The organism is Leptothoe sp. EHU-05/26/07-4 (assembly GCF_043421015.1).
In the GTDB taxonomy this organism is placed as follows: domain Bacteria; phylum Cyanobacteriota; class Cyanobacteriia; order Phormidesmidales; family Phormidesmidaceae; genus Leptothoe; species Leptothoe turfae.
Genome location: NZ_JAXSQV010000007.1, coordinates 478,511 through 493,944, shown reverse-complemented (window position 1 = coordinate 493,944; position 15,434 = coordinate 478,511). Strand labels below are relative to the sequence as shown.

The 15,434-nt window shown below is 46.5% G+C and carries 19 protein-coding genes; 9 read left to right on the top strand and 10 right to left on the bottom strand.

Features of this window, described 5'->3' with window-relative positions; all coding sequences use genetic code 11:
- Positions 1–574: 574 nt before the first annotated feature.
- Positions 575–1,525, bottom strand: coding sequence for a LysR family transcriptional regulator (locus U2F10_RS26655; protein ID WP_163660970.1), 951 nt, complete (start codon positions 1,523–1,525; stop codon positions 575–577).
- On the opposite strand from U2F10_RS26655, the gene U2F10_RS26650 reads away from it, so the two are divergent.
- On the top strand, positions 1,524–1,733 hold the full coding sequence (locus tag U2F10_RS26650; RefSeq protein ID WP_499059607.1) for a hypothetical protein: 210 nt from the start codon (positions 1,524–1,526) through the stop codon (positions 1,731–1,733). The genes U2F10_RS26655 and U2F10_RS26650 overlap by 2 nt on opposite strands.
- Here the strand turns inward: U2F10_RS26650 and U2F10_RS26645 are convergent.
- Together U2F10_RS26645 and U2F10_RS26640 are read right to left on the bottom strand one after the other, a co-directional pair.
- The gene (locus tag U2F10_RS26645) at positions 1,722–2,408 is read right to left on the bottom strand and encodes a glutathione S-transferase N-terminal domain-containing protein (protein WP_499059605.1); all 687 of its coding nucleotides are present in this window, start codon (positions 2,406–2,408) and stop codon (positions 1,722–1,724) included. The genes U2F10_RS26650 and U2F10_RS26645 overlap by 12 nt on opposite strands.
- Positions 2,409–2,414: 6 nt before the next feature.
- Positions 2,415–2,594 carry a hypothetical protein gene (locus U2F10_RS26640; RefSeq protein WP_499059603.1) on the bottom strand — a complete coding sequence of 60 codons (180 nt, stop codon included), beginning with the start codon at positions 2,592–2,594 and terminating at the stop codon, positions 2,415–2,417.
- A 15-nt stretch (positions 2,595–2,609) separates the two neighbouring features.
- Here U2F10_RS26640 and U2F10_RS26635 point away from each other — a divergent pair, with 15 nt between their 5' ends.
- From U2F10_RS26635 to U2F10_RS26625, 3 genes are all read left to right on the top strand, one after another.
- The gene (locus U2F10_RS26635; RefSeq protein ID WP_499059601.1) at positions 2,610–2,831 is read left to right on the top strand and encodes a hypothetical protein; all 222 of its coding nucleotides are present in this window, start codon (positions 2,610–2,612) and stop codon (positions 2,829–2,831) included.
- Between the two features lies 1 nt (position 2,832).
- Positions 2,833–3,900, top strand: a complete 1,068-nt coding sequence (locus U2F10_RS26630) for a M42 family metallopeptidase (RefSeq protein ID WP_163697424.1) — start codon at positions 2,833–2,835, stop codon at positions 3,898–3,900.
- Positions 3,901–3,989: 89 nt separating this feature from the next.
- On the top strand, positions 3,990–4,622 hold the full coding sequence (locus U2F10_RS26625) for an HAD family hydrolase (RefSeq protein WP_163660984.1): 633 nt from the start codon (positions 3,990–3,992) through the stop codon (positions 4,620–4,622).
- Positions 4,623–4,678: 56 nt separating this feature from the next.
- Here U2F10_RS26625 and U2F10_RS26620 read toward each other — a convergent pair whose 3' ends face one another.
- The 4 genes from U2F10_RS26620 to U2F10_RS26605 form a co-directional block, all read right to left on the bottom strand.
- Positions 4,679–7,450: a response regulator gene (locus U2F10_RS26620; RefSeq protein WP_163697428.1), complete on the bottom strand. Its 2,772-nt coding sequence runs from the start codon at positions 7,448–7,450 to the stop codon at positions 4,679–4,681.
- A 24-nt stretch (positions 7,451–7,474) separates the two neighbouring features.
- On the bottom strand, positions 7,475–8,131 hold the full coding sequence (locus tag U2F10_RS26615; RefSeq protein ID WP_499873764.1) for a YHS domain-containing (seleno)protein: 657 nt from the start codon (positions 8,129–8,131) through the stop codon (positions 7,475–7,477).
- A 487-nt stretch (positions 8,132–8,618) separates the two neighbouring features.
- Positions 8,619–11,186, bottom strand: coding sequence for a cyclic nucleotide-binding domain-containing protein (locus tag U2F10_RS26610; protein WP_499873763.1), 2,568 nt, complete (start codon positions 11,184–11,186; stop codon positions 8,619–8,621).
- Positions 11,187–11,202: 16 nt separating this feature from the next.
- The gene (locus tag U2F10_RS26605; RefSeq protein ID WP_006517383.1) at positions 11,203–11,331 is read right to left on the bottom strand and encodes a hypothetical protein; all 129 of its coding nucleotides are present in this window, start codon (positions 11,329–11,331) and stop codon (positions 11,203–11,205) included.
- A gap of 182 nt (positions 11,332–11,513) precedes the next feature.
- On the opposite strand from U2F10_RS26605, the gene U2F10_RS26600 reads away from it, so the two are divergent.
- From U2F10_RS26600 to rbp, 3 genes are all read left to right on the top strand, one after another.
- Entirely contained in the window at positions 11,514–11,750 is a 237-nt protein-coding gene (locus U2F10_RS26600) for a cupin domain-containing protein (RefSeq protein WP_499873762.1), read from the top strand.
- Positions 11,751–11,958: 208 nt separating this feature from the next.
- Complete coding sequence (locus U2F10_RS26595; RefSeq protein WP_163660993.1) at positions 11,959–12,150, top strand: hypothetical protein; 192 nt, start codon at positions 11,959–11,961, stop codon at positions 12,148–12,150.
- A gap of 240 nt (positions 12,151–12,390) precedes the next feature.
- On the top strand, positions 12,391–12,651 hold the full coding sequence (rbp, locus tag U2F10_RS26590) for an RNA-binding regulator (protein ID WP_006517380.1): 261 nt from the start codon (positions 12,391–12,393) through the stop codon (positions 12,649–12,651).
- 80 nt (positions 12,652–12,731) lie between these two features.
- On the opposite strand, the gene U2F10_RS26585 is transcribed toward rbp, so the two are convergent.
- Positions 12,732–12,914, bottom strand: coding sequence for a hypothetical protein (locus U2F10_RS26585; RefSeq protein ID WP_006517379.1), 183 nt, complete (start codon positions 12,912–12,914; stop codon positions 12,732–12,734).
- A gap of 15 nt (positions 12,915–12,929) precedes the next feature.
- A complete protein-coding gene (locus U2F10_RS26580; RefSeq protein WP_499873761.1) occupies positions 12,930–13,283 on the bottom strand; it encodes a Spx/MgsR family RNA polymerase-binding regulatory protein in 354 nt (117 codons plus the stop codon).
- A 61-nt stretch (positions 13,284–13,344) separates the two neighbouring features.
- On the opposite strand from U2F10_RS26580, the gene U2F10_RS26575 reads away from it, so the two are divergent.
- Together U2F10_RS26575 and infC are read left to right on the top strand one after the other, a co-directional pair.
- Positions 13,345–14,016 (top strand): glutathione S-transferase family protein, encoded by a 672-nt coding sequence (locus U2F10_RS26575; RefSeq protein WP_163697434.1) that lies wholly within the window; start codon positions 13,345–13,347, stop codon positions 14,014–14,016.
- Positions 14,017–14,271: 255 nt separating this feature from the next.
- Positions 14,272–14,757, top strand: coding sequence for a translation initiation factor IF-3 (gene infC, locus U2F10_RS26570; RefSeq protein WP_083876980.1), 486 nt, complete (start codon positions 14,272–14,274; stop codon positions 14,755–14,757).
- A 59-nt stretch (positions 14,758–14,816) separates the two neighbouring features.
- Here infC and U2F10_RS26565 read toward each other — a convergent pair whose 3' ends face one another.
- Positions 14,817–15,284 (bottom strand): hypothetical protein, encoded by a 468-nt coding sequence (locus U2F10_RS26565; protein ID WP_499873759.1) that lies wholly within the window; start codon positions 15,282–15,284, stop codon positions 14,817–14,819.
- Between the last annotated feature and the right edge of the window lie 150 nt (positions 15,285–15,434).

The following is a 15,434-nucleotide window of genomic DNA, read 5'->3' as shown; positions in this document are numbered from 1 at the left end:
AAACAACCATTGTCAAATGCCACTCGTTACCCTACAACAAGACAAAACAAACATATATTTACGATCTTTTCACTTTAGATAGAATTAAGGCGCTTGGGCTTAAATGATCACCCTCTTACCCCATCACTCATGCACCCATCTACAGCCCCAACATAGGTCTTTATTTTTGTGCAGCCCCCTAACTCGTGCCTGTAAGCAGTCCTAAAGAGACTTTATCCATACCGTAAATCTCACCATATTGAACTCTCTTCAGGATCTCTTCCCACTGCACTAACACTGCACTAACACTTAGAAGACACGATCCCAAAAAAGCAAAAAACTAGTATTTCTATCAGGCTTCACATAAACCAACCAGTAAAATCGTTCGAAATCTAAAATCCTCCTTAACCCTTAGGCTAAGCAAGAATAAAACAAGTTAAATTGCAAACAACACTAAATCACGGAGAGACATTGAACATCTAAACCAAGGAAGTTTTCCTACAGGACCTCCCAATCTAGAGGTTGCTTTTCTGACTCAGCTCAGAAGATCAAACCGAGAGTAAGTTTGGGTATTCAATCTCTCCGAAATATCCTGTCACACCATCTCCTGAGCTTTTTGCCTGGGAGATGTTTTATTGCTTGGGTCTAAAGCGTCTTGGGTACTCTCTTTCAACAATTCCATAAATGCAAACACGGGTGGCGGTAAGAGGGCATCAGCAAGTGTGGCCACACAAATGATGCGATAAATCGGTTCTGGCAAACTGCACACCTGCACACCAGGGGGAATAGGTTCAGCGGCAAGTCGGGGACTAATGGCTGCGCCTAGACCTTTGGCTACCATATTCACGATGGTGGCATCAGACCGAATTTGATAAGTGGGCGTTAACTCCACACCATACTGGCGGCCATGGTTGATGACCATGGCATCACAGCTATCACCGTCAGGTGCCATAATCAGCGGATAGGTCGTTAAGGTTTCCCAGGTAAGGGGCTCGGGTAATGCGGTATCCGGGGGGAACAGCACCACAAACTCATCCTGGGTCAGTTCTGAGGCTTCTAGATCTGGAGCATGGGGTAAGTAGGTAATCCCTACATCCGCCTTACCCTTGCGCAAATCAGATTCAACATCAGGACGGTCATCGTATTCGGCAATGGTGATTGCGATCGCAGGATACCGCTGACAATATTGTGCAATCACCTCCGGCAAAATATGGGTAGCTGCACTGCGAAAGGCCGCAATCCGCAACTGCCCCCCCTCAAACCCCTTAGCCAGGTTGGCCTGCTGATAAATATCCTCAATTAAATGCAGCACATGGCGGGCGCGCTCGATAATCTGCTGCCCCACGGGTGTGGGCACAGCCCCGTAGCGTCCACGGGAAAACAGCACCACCCCTAGATCCTCTTCCAAGGTAGCAATGGCATAGCTTACAGCTGACTGCGATAGCTGCAGCTGTAGGGCTGCCTCACTAAAACTACCGCCATCAGCCACAGCAATTAGCACTCGCAGTTGCGAAGGTTTGAGTTGCCCCAGGCGATCCTGTCCCATGATGTGCGTAAAAAGTGACCCACACCATTGTGACAAGTTCTTGGCCATTAACCTATGGAATCGACTGATGACATCTATGGAGTGGTTTTATATCAAGGCAAATGGATACCTCGTAGGGGCTGGCCTTGTGCCTGCCCTGGGACAAGAGGCGACGGCAAAGCAAGTCAACCACAAGGGATTGCCCCTACGGGTATTGCTATTTTTCTAGATTAAAGAGCAGCTTTTTCTCGTCATCTGTGAATGGCTTCGGGGTCGGATTCACGATCTTTGCCCGCCCATAGGCACGCTGTACAGCAGGTCGAGCAGCAATTGCCTCAAACCAACGTTTTAGATGGGGAAAATCATTAAGGTCTTGGCCCTGTTTGGCATAGGGGACAATCCACGGATAGATCGCCATGTCAGCAATGGAGTAGTCACCAGCAACATACGCGCGTTCGGCCAGACGCTGATTTAGCACTCCATATAGCCGCGCTGTTTCTTTGACATAGCGATTAATGGCATAGGGAATTTTCTCAGGGGCATAGCCAGAGAAATGATGATTTTGCCCCAGCATGGGCCCCAGACCACCCATCTGCCAATAGAGCCACTGCAACACCTCGGTTCTAGCTCGTAAGTCCGCAGGTAAAAACTGGCCCGTTTTTTCTGATAAATATTGCAGAATTGCCCCTGACTCAAACAGGCTAATGGGTTCACCACCGTCCGTAGGAGCCTGGTCGACAATGGCCGGAATCCGATTATTAGGCGCAATCTTAAGAAACTCAGGCTGAAACTGCTCACCTTTGCCAATGTTAATGGGGTGAATTGTGTAAGGTATGTTTGCTTCTTCGAGGAAAATCGTGATCTTGTGGCCGTTGGGCGTCGTCCAATAATAGAGGTCGATCATGATTAACTACTTTGTACGAAAATCTTGAACTATTCTAGCGTAGGTTTCAAGATTGGGCGTAAACTGTTGAAAATTCTCAATTCCCATGGATAACTCACGACGCATCCAGTTCACGACTTCCATCGGAGACGCGTTACGAACGACTTCGCTCAGTTGGCTGAATGTGGCAGGATAAAACAGTTGCATAGGTGAGCAGAGAGCATGGCCCTGTCCAAGGAAGAATCAAAACAGCTATTAGAACGCATTATTTTTGAAGAAACAGTCCCAAAAGATTGGGTGCAAGATGTATGGGGTCTAAGCCCAATGCACGGCGACGAAGCAGCCAAACTGTTAGATATATTCGATGCCCTGATTGAATGCTGTTCTGAGGAGAAGCTAGAGAATTTAGTCCAGGGTCTGATTCGATCTCAGGCGGAGGTATAGCATGGGCATCTGGGATGTTGATCGCTTCTTTTCTATTATTGAGGAGTTAGTCCTTTGCCATTCCCCCAGTGGCGTTGAAGGAGAGATAAATCAGTATATCCAGAAATGGCTGGACAATCTTGGTGTCGAACATTGGCACGATGAAGCCGACAACATTGTGATTAAAATCCCAGGTCGTACTAGTAATGGGGCGATTGCTGTTACTGCCCATAAAGATGAGATTGGTGCTCTTGTTAAAGGCATTGAGTCTGGGGGCAGGCTACAGGTCAGACGTTTAGGGGGTGCCTACCCCTGGGTTTATGGTGAAGGTGTAGTCGATCTGCTCGGCGATAAGGAGACTATCTCAGGTATCCTTAGCTTTGGGTCTCGCCATGTTTCCCATGAGTCTCCCCACAAATCTCAGCAAGAAGGTAAAGCAGTACGCTGGGAGACAGCCTGGGTAGAAACTAAACTCTCAACCCCTGAATTGGTGAGGGCTGGAATTCGTCCTGGAACACGAATGGTGGTGGGCAAACATCGTAAGCGTCCGTTTCGTTTAGGAAATCATATTGCCAGTTATACCTTAGACAACAAAGCATCGGTCGCTATTTTGTTAGGTTTGGCAGAGCGGGTCAAAAACCCCCCGGTAGATGTATATCTGGTGGCCTCTGCCAAAGAAGAAGTCGGTGCGATCGGAGCCCTATTCTTCAGTCAACGACAGAAGTTGAGTCGGCTGATTGCGTTGGAAATTTGTCCCCTATCCCAGGAATACCCAATTGTTGATGGTCCCAGGCCTGTTTTGTTCGCCCAAGATAGCTACGGTCTCTATGACGAAGGACTGAATCAGGAGTTGATCTCAGCGGCGTCCACTGTCAGGATTCAGCTTCAACAGGCAGTGATTTCTCAATTTGGTAGTGATGCATCAATTGCGATGAAGTTTGGCCATGTGCCGAAGGGAGCTTGTTTGAGTTTTCCGACGCAGAATACCCATGGATATGAGATTGCTGATTTGGGTGCGATCGCAAATTGCCTCACTGTCCTCACTGCATACTTAAACAACGGTGTTCAATCATGCAGCCACAACGGATAGGAGCCGCCTCAGCCCAAGACTCAGAGCGACTAAACTAAGCTTTATCACCCCACGTTACACTGACAAAAGTAGTCAACCAGGAATGAGGTATGCAATTAACCGGCAACGAGAATCTGGCTAATCGCACCTGCTGGGTGTTCGACATGGATGGCACATTGACCCTTGGTATCCACAATTTTGAAGCGATTCGAGCAACCTTAGAACTACCGGTAGGCACACCCATTCTGGAATCATTACGTCAGTTGCCCCCAGATATTGCCGCCGTTAAATATAAACAGTTACGAGAGATTGAGTTAGACCTAGCAAGTCAAGCCACTGCACAGCCTGGAGCCCATGAACTATTAGAACTGCTCATTAGCCAAGGCAAACAAATTGGCATTCTTACCCGAAACGGCAAAGATATTGCCCATGAGACCCTCGATGCTTGCGGTTTGATGGATTTTTTTGAACCCGCCCTCGTACTCAGTCGCGACTGTCATGCACCAAAACCAGAACCCGATGGCATTTTAGCGCTATTGGATACTTGGGAGGCTCCATCCACCGCAGCCGTGATGGTGGGAGATTATAAGTTTGACCTGATGGCGGGGCAGCGAGCGGGCACAGCAACGGTCTACATTGACACCGATGGCGAGTTTATGTGGTCAGAGTATGCAGATTATGGGGTGCGATCGCTAAAGGCTGTGGTTGATTGGCTAGACACACCTCAGCCGGTCAATTTCTAATCAGACACTTAGCCCATGCATAACACTAGTGAACAACAGAACGAATTTACTCCCCTCTAATTTGCTCCCCATTTTGCAAGCATACCCTGGATTTGTTCTAGGGCATAGGGTTTACTAATATAGTCATCCATGCCAGCTGCAAAACAAGCCGCTTGATCCTCCTGCCGGACATTAGCGGTTGCTGCAATAATCTTTGGGCGATCTTCACCCCATTTTTCAATGATTTGCTCAGTTGCTTCCAAGCCATCTATTTCAGGCATTTGAAGATCCATGAAAATAATGTCATAGTGCTGACGTTCTAAAGCCTCTAAAACTTCCAATCCATTAGCCGCTAGATCACCCGAATAATCTAACTTCGCCAAAATCCGTAACACCACCATTTGATTTACAGGGTTATCCTCAGCTACTAGAATCCTGAGGGGCGGGCGGTTTCCAGAACCATTGCCAGATACATGGGCCTCAGATAAAGAGTTAGCATCTTGGGAGAAAGGTTTCGCAGTGCTATCACAATTATTTTGTTGTTTTTCAGAATATTGTTGAGAGTTCTGTTGAGCTTTAACAAGGTCAGTTACAGCATTCCACAAGTTTGCATGCTTAATGGGTTTAGTTAACCAAGCATCGAATAGCTCTTCTTTATCATGGGGTTTGCTAACAGCGCCCAACATAATACAAGGCAAGGGAAAATCAAGTTGAAGCGAGCGAATCTGCTGAACAAGTTCCAAGCCATCCATACCTGGCATCTGGACATCGATAATAGCTAAATCAAACTGTTGGCCTCGTTTTAGGCTACCTAAAGCAGCTTGAGCCGATGGCACAGTGTCTGGTTTTAGTCCCCATTGACTGCACTGTTCTGCCAGCACCGCACAACTCGCATGACTATCATCAACAATCAAAACACGGCATGCTTGCAGAACTGGAACTTGAGGGTTTAGATGCAGCTGTGATTGTGCGTCTGCTAATCGAGTTTGCATGGAGAAATAAAAGGTTGAACCTTGTCCCACATCACTGGCGACCCAAATTTCACCTCCCATTAAGGTTACTAAGCGTTTACAAATAGCCAGCCCTAGGCCAGTCCCCCCATATTTTCGGGTCGTAGAATTATCAACTTGAGAAAAGTCCTTAAAGAGTTTAGGAATTCCATCGATCGGAATGCCAATACCGGTATCTTTAACGAAGAATTCCAGGATTATAGGAAATTCAGGTTGGATAGTTTCCAGTGTTTTTGAGTCTATTGTTTTTGAGTTTAGTGGTTCAGACTGCCTCAGTCTCACTGAAATCAGAACCTCTCCTTTCTCTGTAAACTTAATAGCATTACTAACTAAATTCATTAAAATTTGACGTAGCCGATTCAAATCACCTTGAATGCACAGGGGAACATCACTGGCAATTTGATATAACAAATCTAAATTTTTCTCTAAAGCTTCACTGGCAAAAAGATCTAGAACATCTTCGATACAGTGCCTGAGTTCAAAGGAAGATTCCTCGAGAACCATGTAACCTGATTCAATTTTAGAGAAGTCGAGAATATCGTTAATAACGCCCAGTAAGCTATCACTACTATTCTGAATAATATCGACATACTCTTGCTGCTCAAAACTTAAATCAGTATTTAACAGTAAGCTCGTGGTACCAATGACTCCATTCATCGGTGTTCGAATTTCGTGACTCATGTTGGCCAGAAATTGAGACTTAGCCTGGCTAGCGATTTCTGCTTTTTTCTTCTCTTCACGAATTGTCTCAAACTGGCTCTGAATTTGAGTGGACATTGCTTTAAAGTTTTGAGCTAAAGCCCCAACTTCATCATTTCCCTCGGGAAGTTCTCCCAAATACTGAAAATGACCTATCGCCATCTCATTCATGGCGTTTTTTAATTGTTTCAGACGAATAAGTAATGATTGGGCGCTACGAATCTGTAGCAAAGTGAAGGTAATCAGTAAAATAAAGACAATGGTAAATACTAAAACTGTTTGCAAACTAGAAATCTGCCGTTGGGACTGGAGCTGTTCGGTTGTCAAATCGAGTAAATCATTGACTTCCTGCTGGCTGTTAGAAATATTAGGGGCAATTCGATCAAATTGCAGAGAGGCTTCAGCCGTAGAAAGCTCCAACTCTAACGTACTGTACATTAGTTCAACAACTAGCTCTCGATATTGTTGAACTTCATCCAACAAAAATGACTCGAAGGTGACAGGACCTATAAATTCAGACCTGATGATGGCTTGTTCCAGGTCTGTAACTTGATTAACTAGCCGATCTGACAGACGCATATCTAGGGTGCTGATGAAGTCTCGCTCATAAAGTTGCATTCGAAAGAACTTGGAAATCAAAACCTGTTTATCAGAAACATCGAGTTCTGCTTGAATGCGATCTTTAACCGTTTGGAGTTCAGTTAACGTTCCTGTGCCATCAGTAGCAGCAATACGAGACTGAATTTCTAAGGTTTGATTAACCGATTGCTCATACTTATCAACAATCACTAAAAACGTTTCAAGGGAATCGATAATCTTATCATGGTCATTCTCTTGACAAATTTCTATCAAGTCATATGCAATCTGCCTTGTCCGATCAAGGTGATCCGTAAACTTAGAGGAGGCTGAAAGATCTTGAACCTGATTAACCTGGACCTCATCCAATCGAGCCATGAGCATTGATGATTCCATCTGATTCAAGTTCTCTTTAATCGAAAGAAGTTGCTCCTGTTTTTGAATTAGAGCATTATGTTGAGCCCGATCTTGAAAATCCAGAAATGCCAAAGTTGCAGTAGCTGCCAAGGCAACCACTGCAAAGGAAGAAAAGTTAGAGAGGAACTGCAGTCTTTTGCGAATCATAAAACCGAGCCGACCAGGTTTGGTTTAAAGCTCCTCTGGAGATTTGAACTGAATAGTGGGCCAGTTAGCAGCAACTTTCTGAAGGTTACCCGTACTATCTAGTAAGAACTTCTGCTGCACATCCTCATTGAGGAAAACATATAAGCGAGACTTAATCACAGACCACACCTGCGGATCACCATCAAACTTCTTTCGCAGGACAATACCAAACGTGCAGTAACCGCCATTGGCAGGCGCATATTTTTCAGGTTCACGGCTAAATAGATCTCGATTCTCAGCAGTTGCAAAGTACCAGGTTGCATCATGCCAGACGAGGCTGTAACTATCCTGGCCTTTTACTGGCCCACTTTCCGTAAAGTAAGAAACTGGATCATAGCCCCGCAAAGCAATGCCCTTCTCATCCAGGTTCATATGAACCAGATTATGCGCAGCTTGAACTAGCCCAGTTTGAGGAGCAGCCTCAGGTTGAGAGGTGGTCTCAGGTTGGGAGGTGGCCTCAGGTTGAGAGGTGGCCTCAGGTTGAGGGTCAGCCTCAGGTTGAGGGGCAATCTCCTGGAAGGTGGACGTATCGGACACCCTAGCATCAGGTCTGCAGCTACTTATACCAATTACCAACATCCCCACCCCTAAAAGAGCTGGAATGGATGAGGTGATAACGCTGACGGCTTGTTTTCTAATCATAAAGAGTCCTGCACGCTAGCTTTTGATCGTTGCTCATTCGAGAAGTAGCGAGAATATGATTTTCCTAACTGCATACTCCAGTTTAGCCGTTGGATTGGGCAAATAACCTTTGAGCAGGCTACTACGCTACGCAAATGTGCTGAGCGCGGATTGGCATACGTTAGACCAAATGCTGCATAGATCTGTCAACCGAGATAAAGTGTACCCCTCCTTTATACAGAGCTATATGCTGTAAATCAGCAATACAGTAACGAGCTTATTCTTATATTGAGACTCCGATAAAGTAATCGTTTAGAGCGCACATCTTCTGCTGTGGATTCGTAGATGAAATCACCCACACTTATGAAGTTTTGAGAAGCCAAGATAGTGACAAGGGAGCAGGGGGTGGAGTTTATTCAATGGGATTGAGACTTCCCATATATCGGGACTGAAGGGCTCAGGCTGTTCACTTACCTCAGCTAGCAAAATATTTTGTTGTTTTGCAAGACTAATCAACGCAAACGATAAGTTTATACAGGATGGCTGTTATGCCTATAGTAAAGCCATGAAGAGGCAGTATCTTTAACCAAGGTTGTCGGGCGATACGCTGGGTGAGTACTATGCTCAGTAACGCTCCAAATATTAGGCTAACGCCTTGCAAAAAAGCAATTACAGCTGGATGTGCTACGACTACAGGCCCAGTGCTTGCCAAGCCAAAACTGGCTAAGGAAACGGGGATAATACGCCCTGCCTCAGTTAGGCCAAGAGAAAGATAATGGGCCAGACTGCCCAATAGAACGATGGGTAGCCAGCCATAGGCAACTTGAATAAACGGGCGGGCTTTCAGGCGAGGTTGAATGAGATGGGTGAGTTTATGAGTGGCCCAGGCCATGGGCCATGGAGCAAAGAGCAGCAGGGTGGTTGCGATCTCATGTCCCCCAAATCCCTCAACCCGATGCGCCACGCCTAACAGCTCTGCCACTGCCGGTAGCCGATGCACAAAAACCGCTCCCCACAGCAATAACAGCAGTGCCACCTCATGGTGCGCAGGCGTGTGCGTGGTCCATAACTCAATGCCAGGGGGGCGTAGATTAAACTCCACCGACCGATGGGGACATGCTTTTAGACAGGTCATACACAGCACACAGTTTCGATTATCCACTAGCTGAGCTGGATGAGAATAGACTGGACAGCCACCAGTCTCTTGCCCTTCTCCTTTAGCTGGTCCACCTTTGTAACATTGATAGGTGCTACAGGTGGCTGAACAAATACCTGTTTGCCCCCGCAATTCTGTCATAGAGAGTTTCGCAAATAGTCCGTTCATGCCACCAATGGGGCACAGGTAGCGGCACCAAAAACGCCGCTCAAAGAGTGCGGAACAAATCATGGCCCCAGCCGTGATAATCAGCAATAGCCAGGCAGAGAGATAGGCCGTGTTTTCTAAATTCCATAGTTCTTCCCAGATCAAAATGGCGGCAAAGCCTGCATATAAAATCCAGCCTCCCCAGCGCTCTGCCCACTGTCTTGGCCATTCCCCAAGCTGTCTGGGCCATAGCCATAGAGAGAGTCTTTGAGTAATTTCTCCATAGATCATAAAGGGGCAAACAGCACACCAAAGACGACCCACAAAAGGAAATAACAACAAAATTAATGGCCACCACCAGGCCCAAAAGAAATTCAGGGCAATATTGGCATCACGGGTTTGGGGACCGAAGAATAATAAAGCGACCACTAACCCATAGAACCAGCTGGTAAAACCAAAATTGATGCGATCAGGCCACCAGGGACTACGTAGGAACTGCCGTAATTTTGGATAAGCGTTGAGTAAATTCAGACGAAATCGATTGGGTTGTTCACTGGCGGACCAAAAGACTTCTTCATTCAGGCGAGGAGCACATTCTGCCTGTTCAATGGCCCGTTGCACTAGGCTATCTAGTTCCTTGAGATTGCTAGGGAAATCATAGCTTTGTAAACGACGCAATGCTTCGGGGGTCAGCCTAGGCTTACGGATTCCGCGTTTTCGACAGTAGAGCTGAATGTAGTAGTTGATTTGGGCTTCTATGTCGGCTTTTCTCACCCGGAGGGGAGGGACTTTCACCTGTTGAGGAGACAGGTTTGCAAAGGGTGTGAGACTCTTTTCTGAGATCATCATGATCCAGGCAGCACTCTCCTTGACTGCTGATGGTGCATTGCCTGGCTGAGTAGTGGGTTGATACTGGCCTGTTTTGATCAATCTCAGAATAGCGGGGCGTAGTTCAGGATCTAGATCCTGAATGTTGTTCAGCAATAGGGTGCCCTGGTCTAACCAGTCCAACAGTCCTGGACGACTCTCGCCTTTACCAAATAGCTCAATGGCCCGCAAGGTTTTGCAATTCACCTTAATCATGGGTTCTTGTTTGTAGTGAGACCCAAAATGGATTAGGGCGGCCAGGTTATCTTTTTCTAATCCTGGCTCACCAAAAATAAGCACTGGGTCGCGCCGTCCGTGGTCATCGGCCATCACACTTGCTGCTGTACGCACGGATTGCCGTAGACGTTGGGCATAGCGACTAGCGCCGACCACGCCCCGGCTGACCTTGGGTACTAAGTAGGGGCGTAGTTCTTGTTGGCGCTCTTGTTCGTAAAGTAGCTGGGCAGACAGCTGTTCAACTTCTTCAGCCAATAGTTCGGAGAGCTGTTGGCTGAGACTTGGATGTTCGGAGGCGATCTGCCTTAGTTTGTCAGCAGATAGCTGCCACAGCTCACAATCTTCGAGGGTAATGATGGTGTAATCGGTGGGCTGCTCTAGCAGGATTTCTTGTAAGTGTAAAACTACCCCCGGCAACAGCTCTACAATCTGGGCCATAGACGTCCGCTGGCTACGGTAGCGTTCTAAATGACCGGCTTTCAGAATATAGAGGGCATCGGCTTGGGTATCTTCGAGAATAAGACGACGGTTGGCTTGGATAGAGAGCGGGGTTAGGTTGGTTGCGATCGCAACCAAGACCTCCTCTGGCAATACCTTGAGGCATGTAGCCTGCCGCAGCCAGTTAACCCGCGTTGCCACCTCAGCCATCTCAGTCGCATACTCCGCCATGATTGATGCATCCTGACTATTCAGATGGTTTGGATGATGACACAATCACCCGCCACACCACAAATAGTAAAAAACTTAGATAAGTAATCGTAAATACCCAGTTCTGCCAACTATCGCCTGCTTGAATAACGTCTATATCCATCATATTTATTTACTTATAAGCCAATGGTGTAAGCGGGAATTATCATATGACCTTTGGGTATCGATTAGCATACAAAACAGGGTAGATACAGAGAAAAAGCTGACAGTTGACTCCGCAAAAGTGTCTTTGGCGCAACAAAACTCTCCATTTATCGCACTGCTGAACCATGGTTCTCTTGTGATTGAATGCTATTAACCTGTTGGCGTGGCTCAACAGCAGCCTCACATACGCGACGAGATTTATGTTGTAGCTTCGGCACGGGTGAGTTTATCAACGACCCATCTCGCCATCGAGTTGAGCCAGGAGAGGTTTTATTCGTACCAGCCGGTAGGAAGCATCGATTTGAGATTTTTTCAGAAGACTTTGGTACATGGGTATTTTTCCATGGCCCTGGAGGTGTTGAAAGACCATTGGTTGAGTAGTCGAGTTGTTGCCAACTAGTGCAGTTCAGCACTAGTTGGCATCCTCCAGTAGATAGTGCGATTTTGCTAACCAAGTCGAGTTGATTTCTATAAGTTATAAGTGAGGGTCTGTTCAAAAAGTTTCGGTAAACCGTACGGTAACGAACGATAAACGATTGAAGTAGTCGCTAGGATCAATTAACCCGGCCCCATTGACAGGCTGTTCATTATGCTGAGCAAAAACCTAAAACCTACTGATAATCAAGACGCATGGCTACAAAAGCCCCTTAAAACGCTTAACCGTCGCACATTACAAGTCTCCCATCCCCACTGGAGTGATAGTGAACTAAATCAAGCTATTTTGATGCTTGATCTTAAGCAAGACAACCCTTATGGCGATTTGGGTGTAATTCTGACATAAATTTGCCGGTCTAGCGCAAAATCACTCCTGAGGAAATCTATAGGCCTGGATGTAAAAGATTTTTTATCAAGCCTTCCTCACAAGTCGTCCAGGCAACGATTCTGGCCCGAATTTCTGTGTTAAGGTGACCCTGGATGAGCAGTCAACTGCGGCTAGTCAGTTCGTCTATACCTATCTGGGTGCCAGCTGTCTAAGTGTTACTCTCGTCAGTTTTTCATCTTAATTGTTTGGAGAAGGTCCATGTCCATTTATGTAGGGAATATCGCCTACACGGTTTCGCAGGAAGATATTCAGGAAGTATTCGCAGATTACGGTACCGTTAAGCGAGTAACTGTTCCTATGGATCGCGAAACCGGTCGTCCTCGCGGATTTGCATTTGTAGAAATGTCTGCGGATGCCGAAGAAGACGCTGCTATCGAGGCCCTTGATGGAGCTGAATGGCTCGGTCGTGAGATTCGTGTCAATAAAGCACGCCCTCGGGAGGAAAGACCAAAGCGCTAACCCTGGCCCATTCTATTTAATTCAAGGTTTATCAGAAGTGCCACATTTCTGTTACAAATGTGGCACTTCTTGGTGTGGCTTTATTGCCAAAAATACGTACCCAAAAATACTGCGGCTGTTCCTCCAAAAAGTACCGCCCAAATCAACCATTCTGTTGGAGTAATGCGTTTAGGATCAAACTTAAACCGATTGGTTTGGGGCCGTTTTTGAGGTACTTTTCCATATTTAGGATCTTGTTCTTTTCTGCGTTTGGCTTCTCCCATGGGGTACTCCCTTTGTTAAATTAGCTTTGCCTGTAACTCGTCTTCTTTTGCCCGGAAGCCCACTAATACAGCCTGATCATCTTTGACAAATAGAGGCCGCTTGAGAAGCATGGCGTCTTCCGTAAAGGCGTCTATCCACTGAGCATCACTCCAGGTTTTCTTTTCTTCTCCTAGGGCGCGATAAGACATGCCGGATGTATTACGCATCGGCTTAGCAGTTAGTGTCGTCACCCAGTCGGTAATTTGCTCACGACCAGGGGGATGCTCTTTAGTATTGATAAACTCATAGTCAATACCGTTAGCATCGAGCCATGTCAAGGCTTTTTTACAGGTGCCGCAGTTGGGAATGCCGTAAACCTGGAGCGCCATAGTTACTTCAGTTCTGTGATTTGCTTACGGATGTTAGCATTTTCCAATTCAGGTGTTGACCATGGGTTTTAGATTAATTATTGGTAATAAAAACTATTCTTCCTGGTCTTTACGGGCCTGGCTATTTTTGACTGAAAGTGGTCTGGCGTTTGAAGAGGTTCGGCTGCCGCTGTTTACAGAGGCCTGGCAGCAAATTAGTCAATACAGTCCGGCAAGACGGGTACCGGTACTGATGGATGGAGCAATTGCGGTTTGGGACAGTAGTGCCATCTATGGCTATGTGCGATCTCAACATCCCAGGGCCATTGGTTGGCCCACAGACCAAAAGGCCCAGGCCATCGCTCGCTCCATTGCGGCTGAAATGCACAGCGGTTTTTTCGGTATTCGAGAACAGCTGCCGCAAAACGTTCGTGCGCGGGTGCCTGTGGAGCGCGCCAATCTACAGACATCCACCCAACAGGAAATCAGTCGCGTTGAGCAAATGTGGACCCAAGCCTATGACACCTATGGTGGACCCTGGCTATTTGGCGATTTTTCCATCGCAGATGTGGTCTATGCCCCTGTGGCCCTCAGATTCGTCACCTATGAAATCCAGCTAATGCCTACGGCCAGGGCGTTTGTAGATGCAGTAAAGGCATTGCCCTCTATCCAAGCTTGGGCGAAGGCATCTGCTGCAGAATCAGAAGCAATAAGCTTTATTGATCAACTACACATTGCTGACGATAGTGAATAAACTAGGGTCATACCTGATGTGCCTTTTGCACAGCTATATAAGGTAGAGTGATTATTCTTTACAGAATCACAATCTTTGCTGTAGATCCGTTGCATTATTGAGGCGGTAAGCTACGATTAGGAAATTCGTTAGATTGCTGGGGCATGAATAAGCTCATGGCTACTTTTATGAAGTGAGTCTAGTTGATTCGTATCGTTCCAGCAACGGCATTGTCCATTTAGTCCTGTCGCGTTCTAAGTAAAGAGGGAAAGACTTATCGTACAGAAACATCGAATCAACCGTCAGATCAAAGCTCCGCAAGTATTGCTGATTGACCACGAAAACAATAATCGTGGCTTGACCGATACTAGAGATGCGCTCAAGCTGGCTGAAGAAGTAGAGCTGGATCTAGTTCTAGTCTCTGAAAGTAAGCAGGCCCCTGTGGCTAAGATATTGGACTATGGTAAGTTTCAATATCAGCAGAAAAAGCGCCAAAAGCAGAGTGCACGCACCACCGTTAAAGAGGTAAAATTTCGCCCTAACGTTGGTGAATCTGACTATCAACTGCGTATCAACCAAGCGACTCAGTGGTTGGGCAAAGGAGATTCTGTTAAGTTCCGCGTCCGTTTGAGAGGACGGGAACATCAGCACCGCGACCGGGCACTGGAACTGCTGGAACGCATTGTTAAAGATCTTAAAGAAACTGGCAAGATCCAATCTTTTGATCGGCGTGCGCTTGTTTTACAGCTCATGCCAGCATAACCAGCTATTAGCTTTTTAACTGGTTTAAAGCTCTAAGTCATTGTTCCCACGGTAATGACTTAGAGCTTTTCGTGTTGACTAACCATGGTTTCAATGTCTTCAGCGGCCAGTTTTATGGCATCAGAGCTGAGGTTGGTGGTAACCGGATAATGATGCCTACCTAGCTGGGTGTATATCGTAATAGTGACTTGCTCTAATGTTTGGTCACTGGGAACTAAGTGGGGTAGCAGATGAGAAGATACTTGAGTTAACACATCCAGCAAACTTGATCGATAGGCCTGTAGCGTAAAAATTCCGGGTTCCCATTGAGCAATGTCATCAGGACCAAGATTCTCCGATTGGGTGGTGAAACGTTTGATCTGGTTAATGGCAGGATGGGCCATCAGGGTTAAAAAAAGCTGCGAAGTAATGTTATCTGTGGCCGTCGGTAGACAGCTGGCAAAGTCAAACGTTAACCATAAAAAACGTAAAGGTCTTGATGACTCGCTCGTATTCTGTTGTGTGGTCACAGGGTGGTCCTTTTGCATGGGTGCTTTATGATACCAGGGTTGTGCGGGGAGTAGGGAGTGCAGAAGTGGGGGACGAGCTAAGACAATCTGAGAGACCTGTAAAAACAAAACTGACATTGCTGATCCTCAGGATGACTTTAGCTGGAAGACACCTTCAAATAGCAATGG

Excerpts from the sequence above, each read along its gene's own strand:
- U2F10_RS26650 (WP_499059607.1), top strand. The coding sequence starts at position 1,524 with ATGATGTGCGTAAAAAGTGACCCACACCATTGTGACAAGTTCTTGGCC.
- U2F10_RS26655 (WP_163660970.1), bottom strand. The coding sequence starts at position 1,525 with ATGGGACAGGATCGCCTGGGGCAACTCAAACCTTCGCAACTGCGAGTG.
- U2F10_RS26645 (WP_499059605.1), bottom strand. The coding sequence starts at position 2,408 with ATGATCGACCTCTATTATTGGACGACGCCCAACGGCCACAAGATCACG.
- U2F10_RS26640 (WP_499059603.1), bottom strand. The coding sequence starts at position 2,594 with ATGCAACTGTTTTATCCTGCCACATTCAGCCAACTGAGCGAAGTCGTT.
- U2F10_RS26635 (WP_499059601.1), top strand. The coding sequence starts at position 2,610 with ATGGCCCTGTCCAAGGAAGAATCAAAACAGCTATTAGAACGCATTATT.
- U2F10_RS26630 (WP_163697424.1), top strand. The coding sequence starts at position 2,833 with ATGGGCATCTGGGATGTTGATCGCTTCTTTTCTATTATTGAGGAGTTA.
- U2F10_RS26625 (WP_163660984.1), top strand. The coding sequence starts at position 3,990 with ATGCAATTAACCGGCAACGAGAATCTGGCTAATCGCACCTGCTGGGTG.
- U2F10_RS26620 (WP_163697428.1), bottom strand. The coding sequence starts at position 7,450 with ATGATTCGCAAAAGACTGCAGTTCCTCTCTAACTTTTCTTCCTTTGCA.
- U2F10_RS26615 (WP_499873764.1), bottom strand. The coding sequence starts at position 8,131 with ATGATTAGAAAACAAGCCGTCAGCGTTATCACCTCATCCATTCCAGCT.
- U2F10_RS26610 (WP_499873763.1), bottom strand. The coding sequence starts at position 11,186 with ATGGCGGAGTATGCGACTGAGATGGCTGAGGTGGCAACGCGGGTTAAC.
- U2F10_RS26605 (WP_006517383.1), bottom strand. The coding sequence starts at position 11,331 with ATGATGGATATAGACGTTATTCAAGCAGGCGATAGTTGGCAGAACTGG.
- U2F10_RS26600 (WP_499873762.1), top strand. The coding sequence starts at position 11,514 with ATGCTATTAACCTGTTGGCGTGGCTCAACAGCAGCCTCACATACGCGA.
- U2F10_RS26595 (WP_163660993.1), top strand. The coding sequence starts at position 11,959 with ATGCTGAGCAAAAACCTAAAACCTACTGATAATCAAGACGCATGGCTA.
- rbp (WP_006517380.1), top strand. The coding sequence starts at position 12,391 with ATGTCCATTTATGTAGGGAATATCGCCTACACGGTTTCGCAGGAAGAT.
- U2F10_RS26585 (WP_006517379.1), bottom strand. The coding sequence starts at position 12,914 with ATGGGAGAAGCCAAACGCAGAAAAGAACAAGATCCTAAATATGGAAAA.
- U2F10_RS26580 (WP_499873761.1), bottom strand. The coding sequence starts at position 13,283 with ATGGCGCTCCAGGTTTACGGCATTCCCAACTGCGGCACCTGTAAAAAA.
- U2F10_RS26575 (WP_163697434.1), top strand. The coding sequence starts at position 13,345 with ATGGGTTTTAGATTAATTATTGGTAATAAAAACTATTCTTCCTGGTCT.
- U2F10_RS26565 (WP_499873759.1), bottom strand. The coding sequence starts at position 15,284 with ATGCAAAAGGACCACCCTGTGACCACACAACAGAATACGAGCGAGTCA.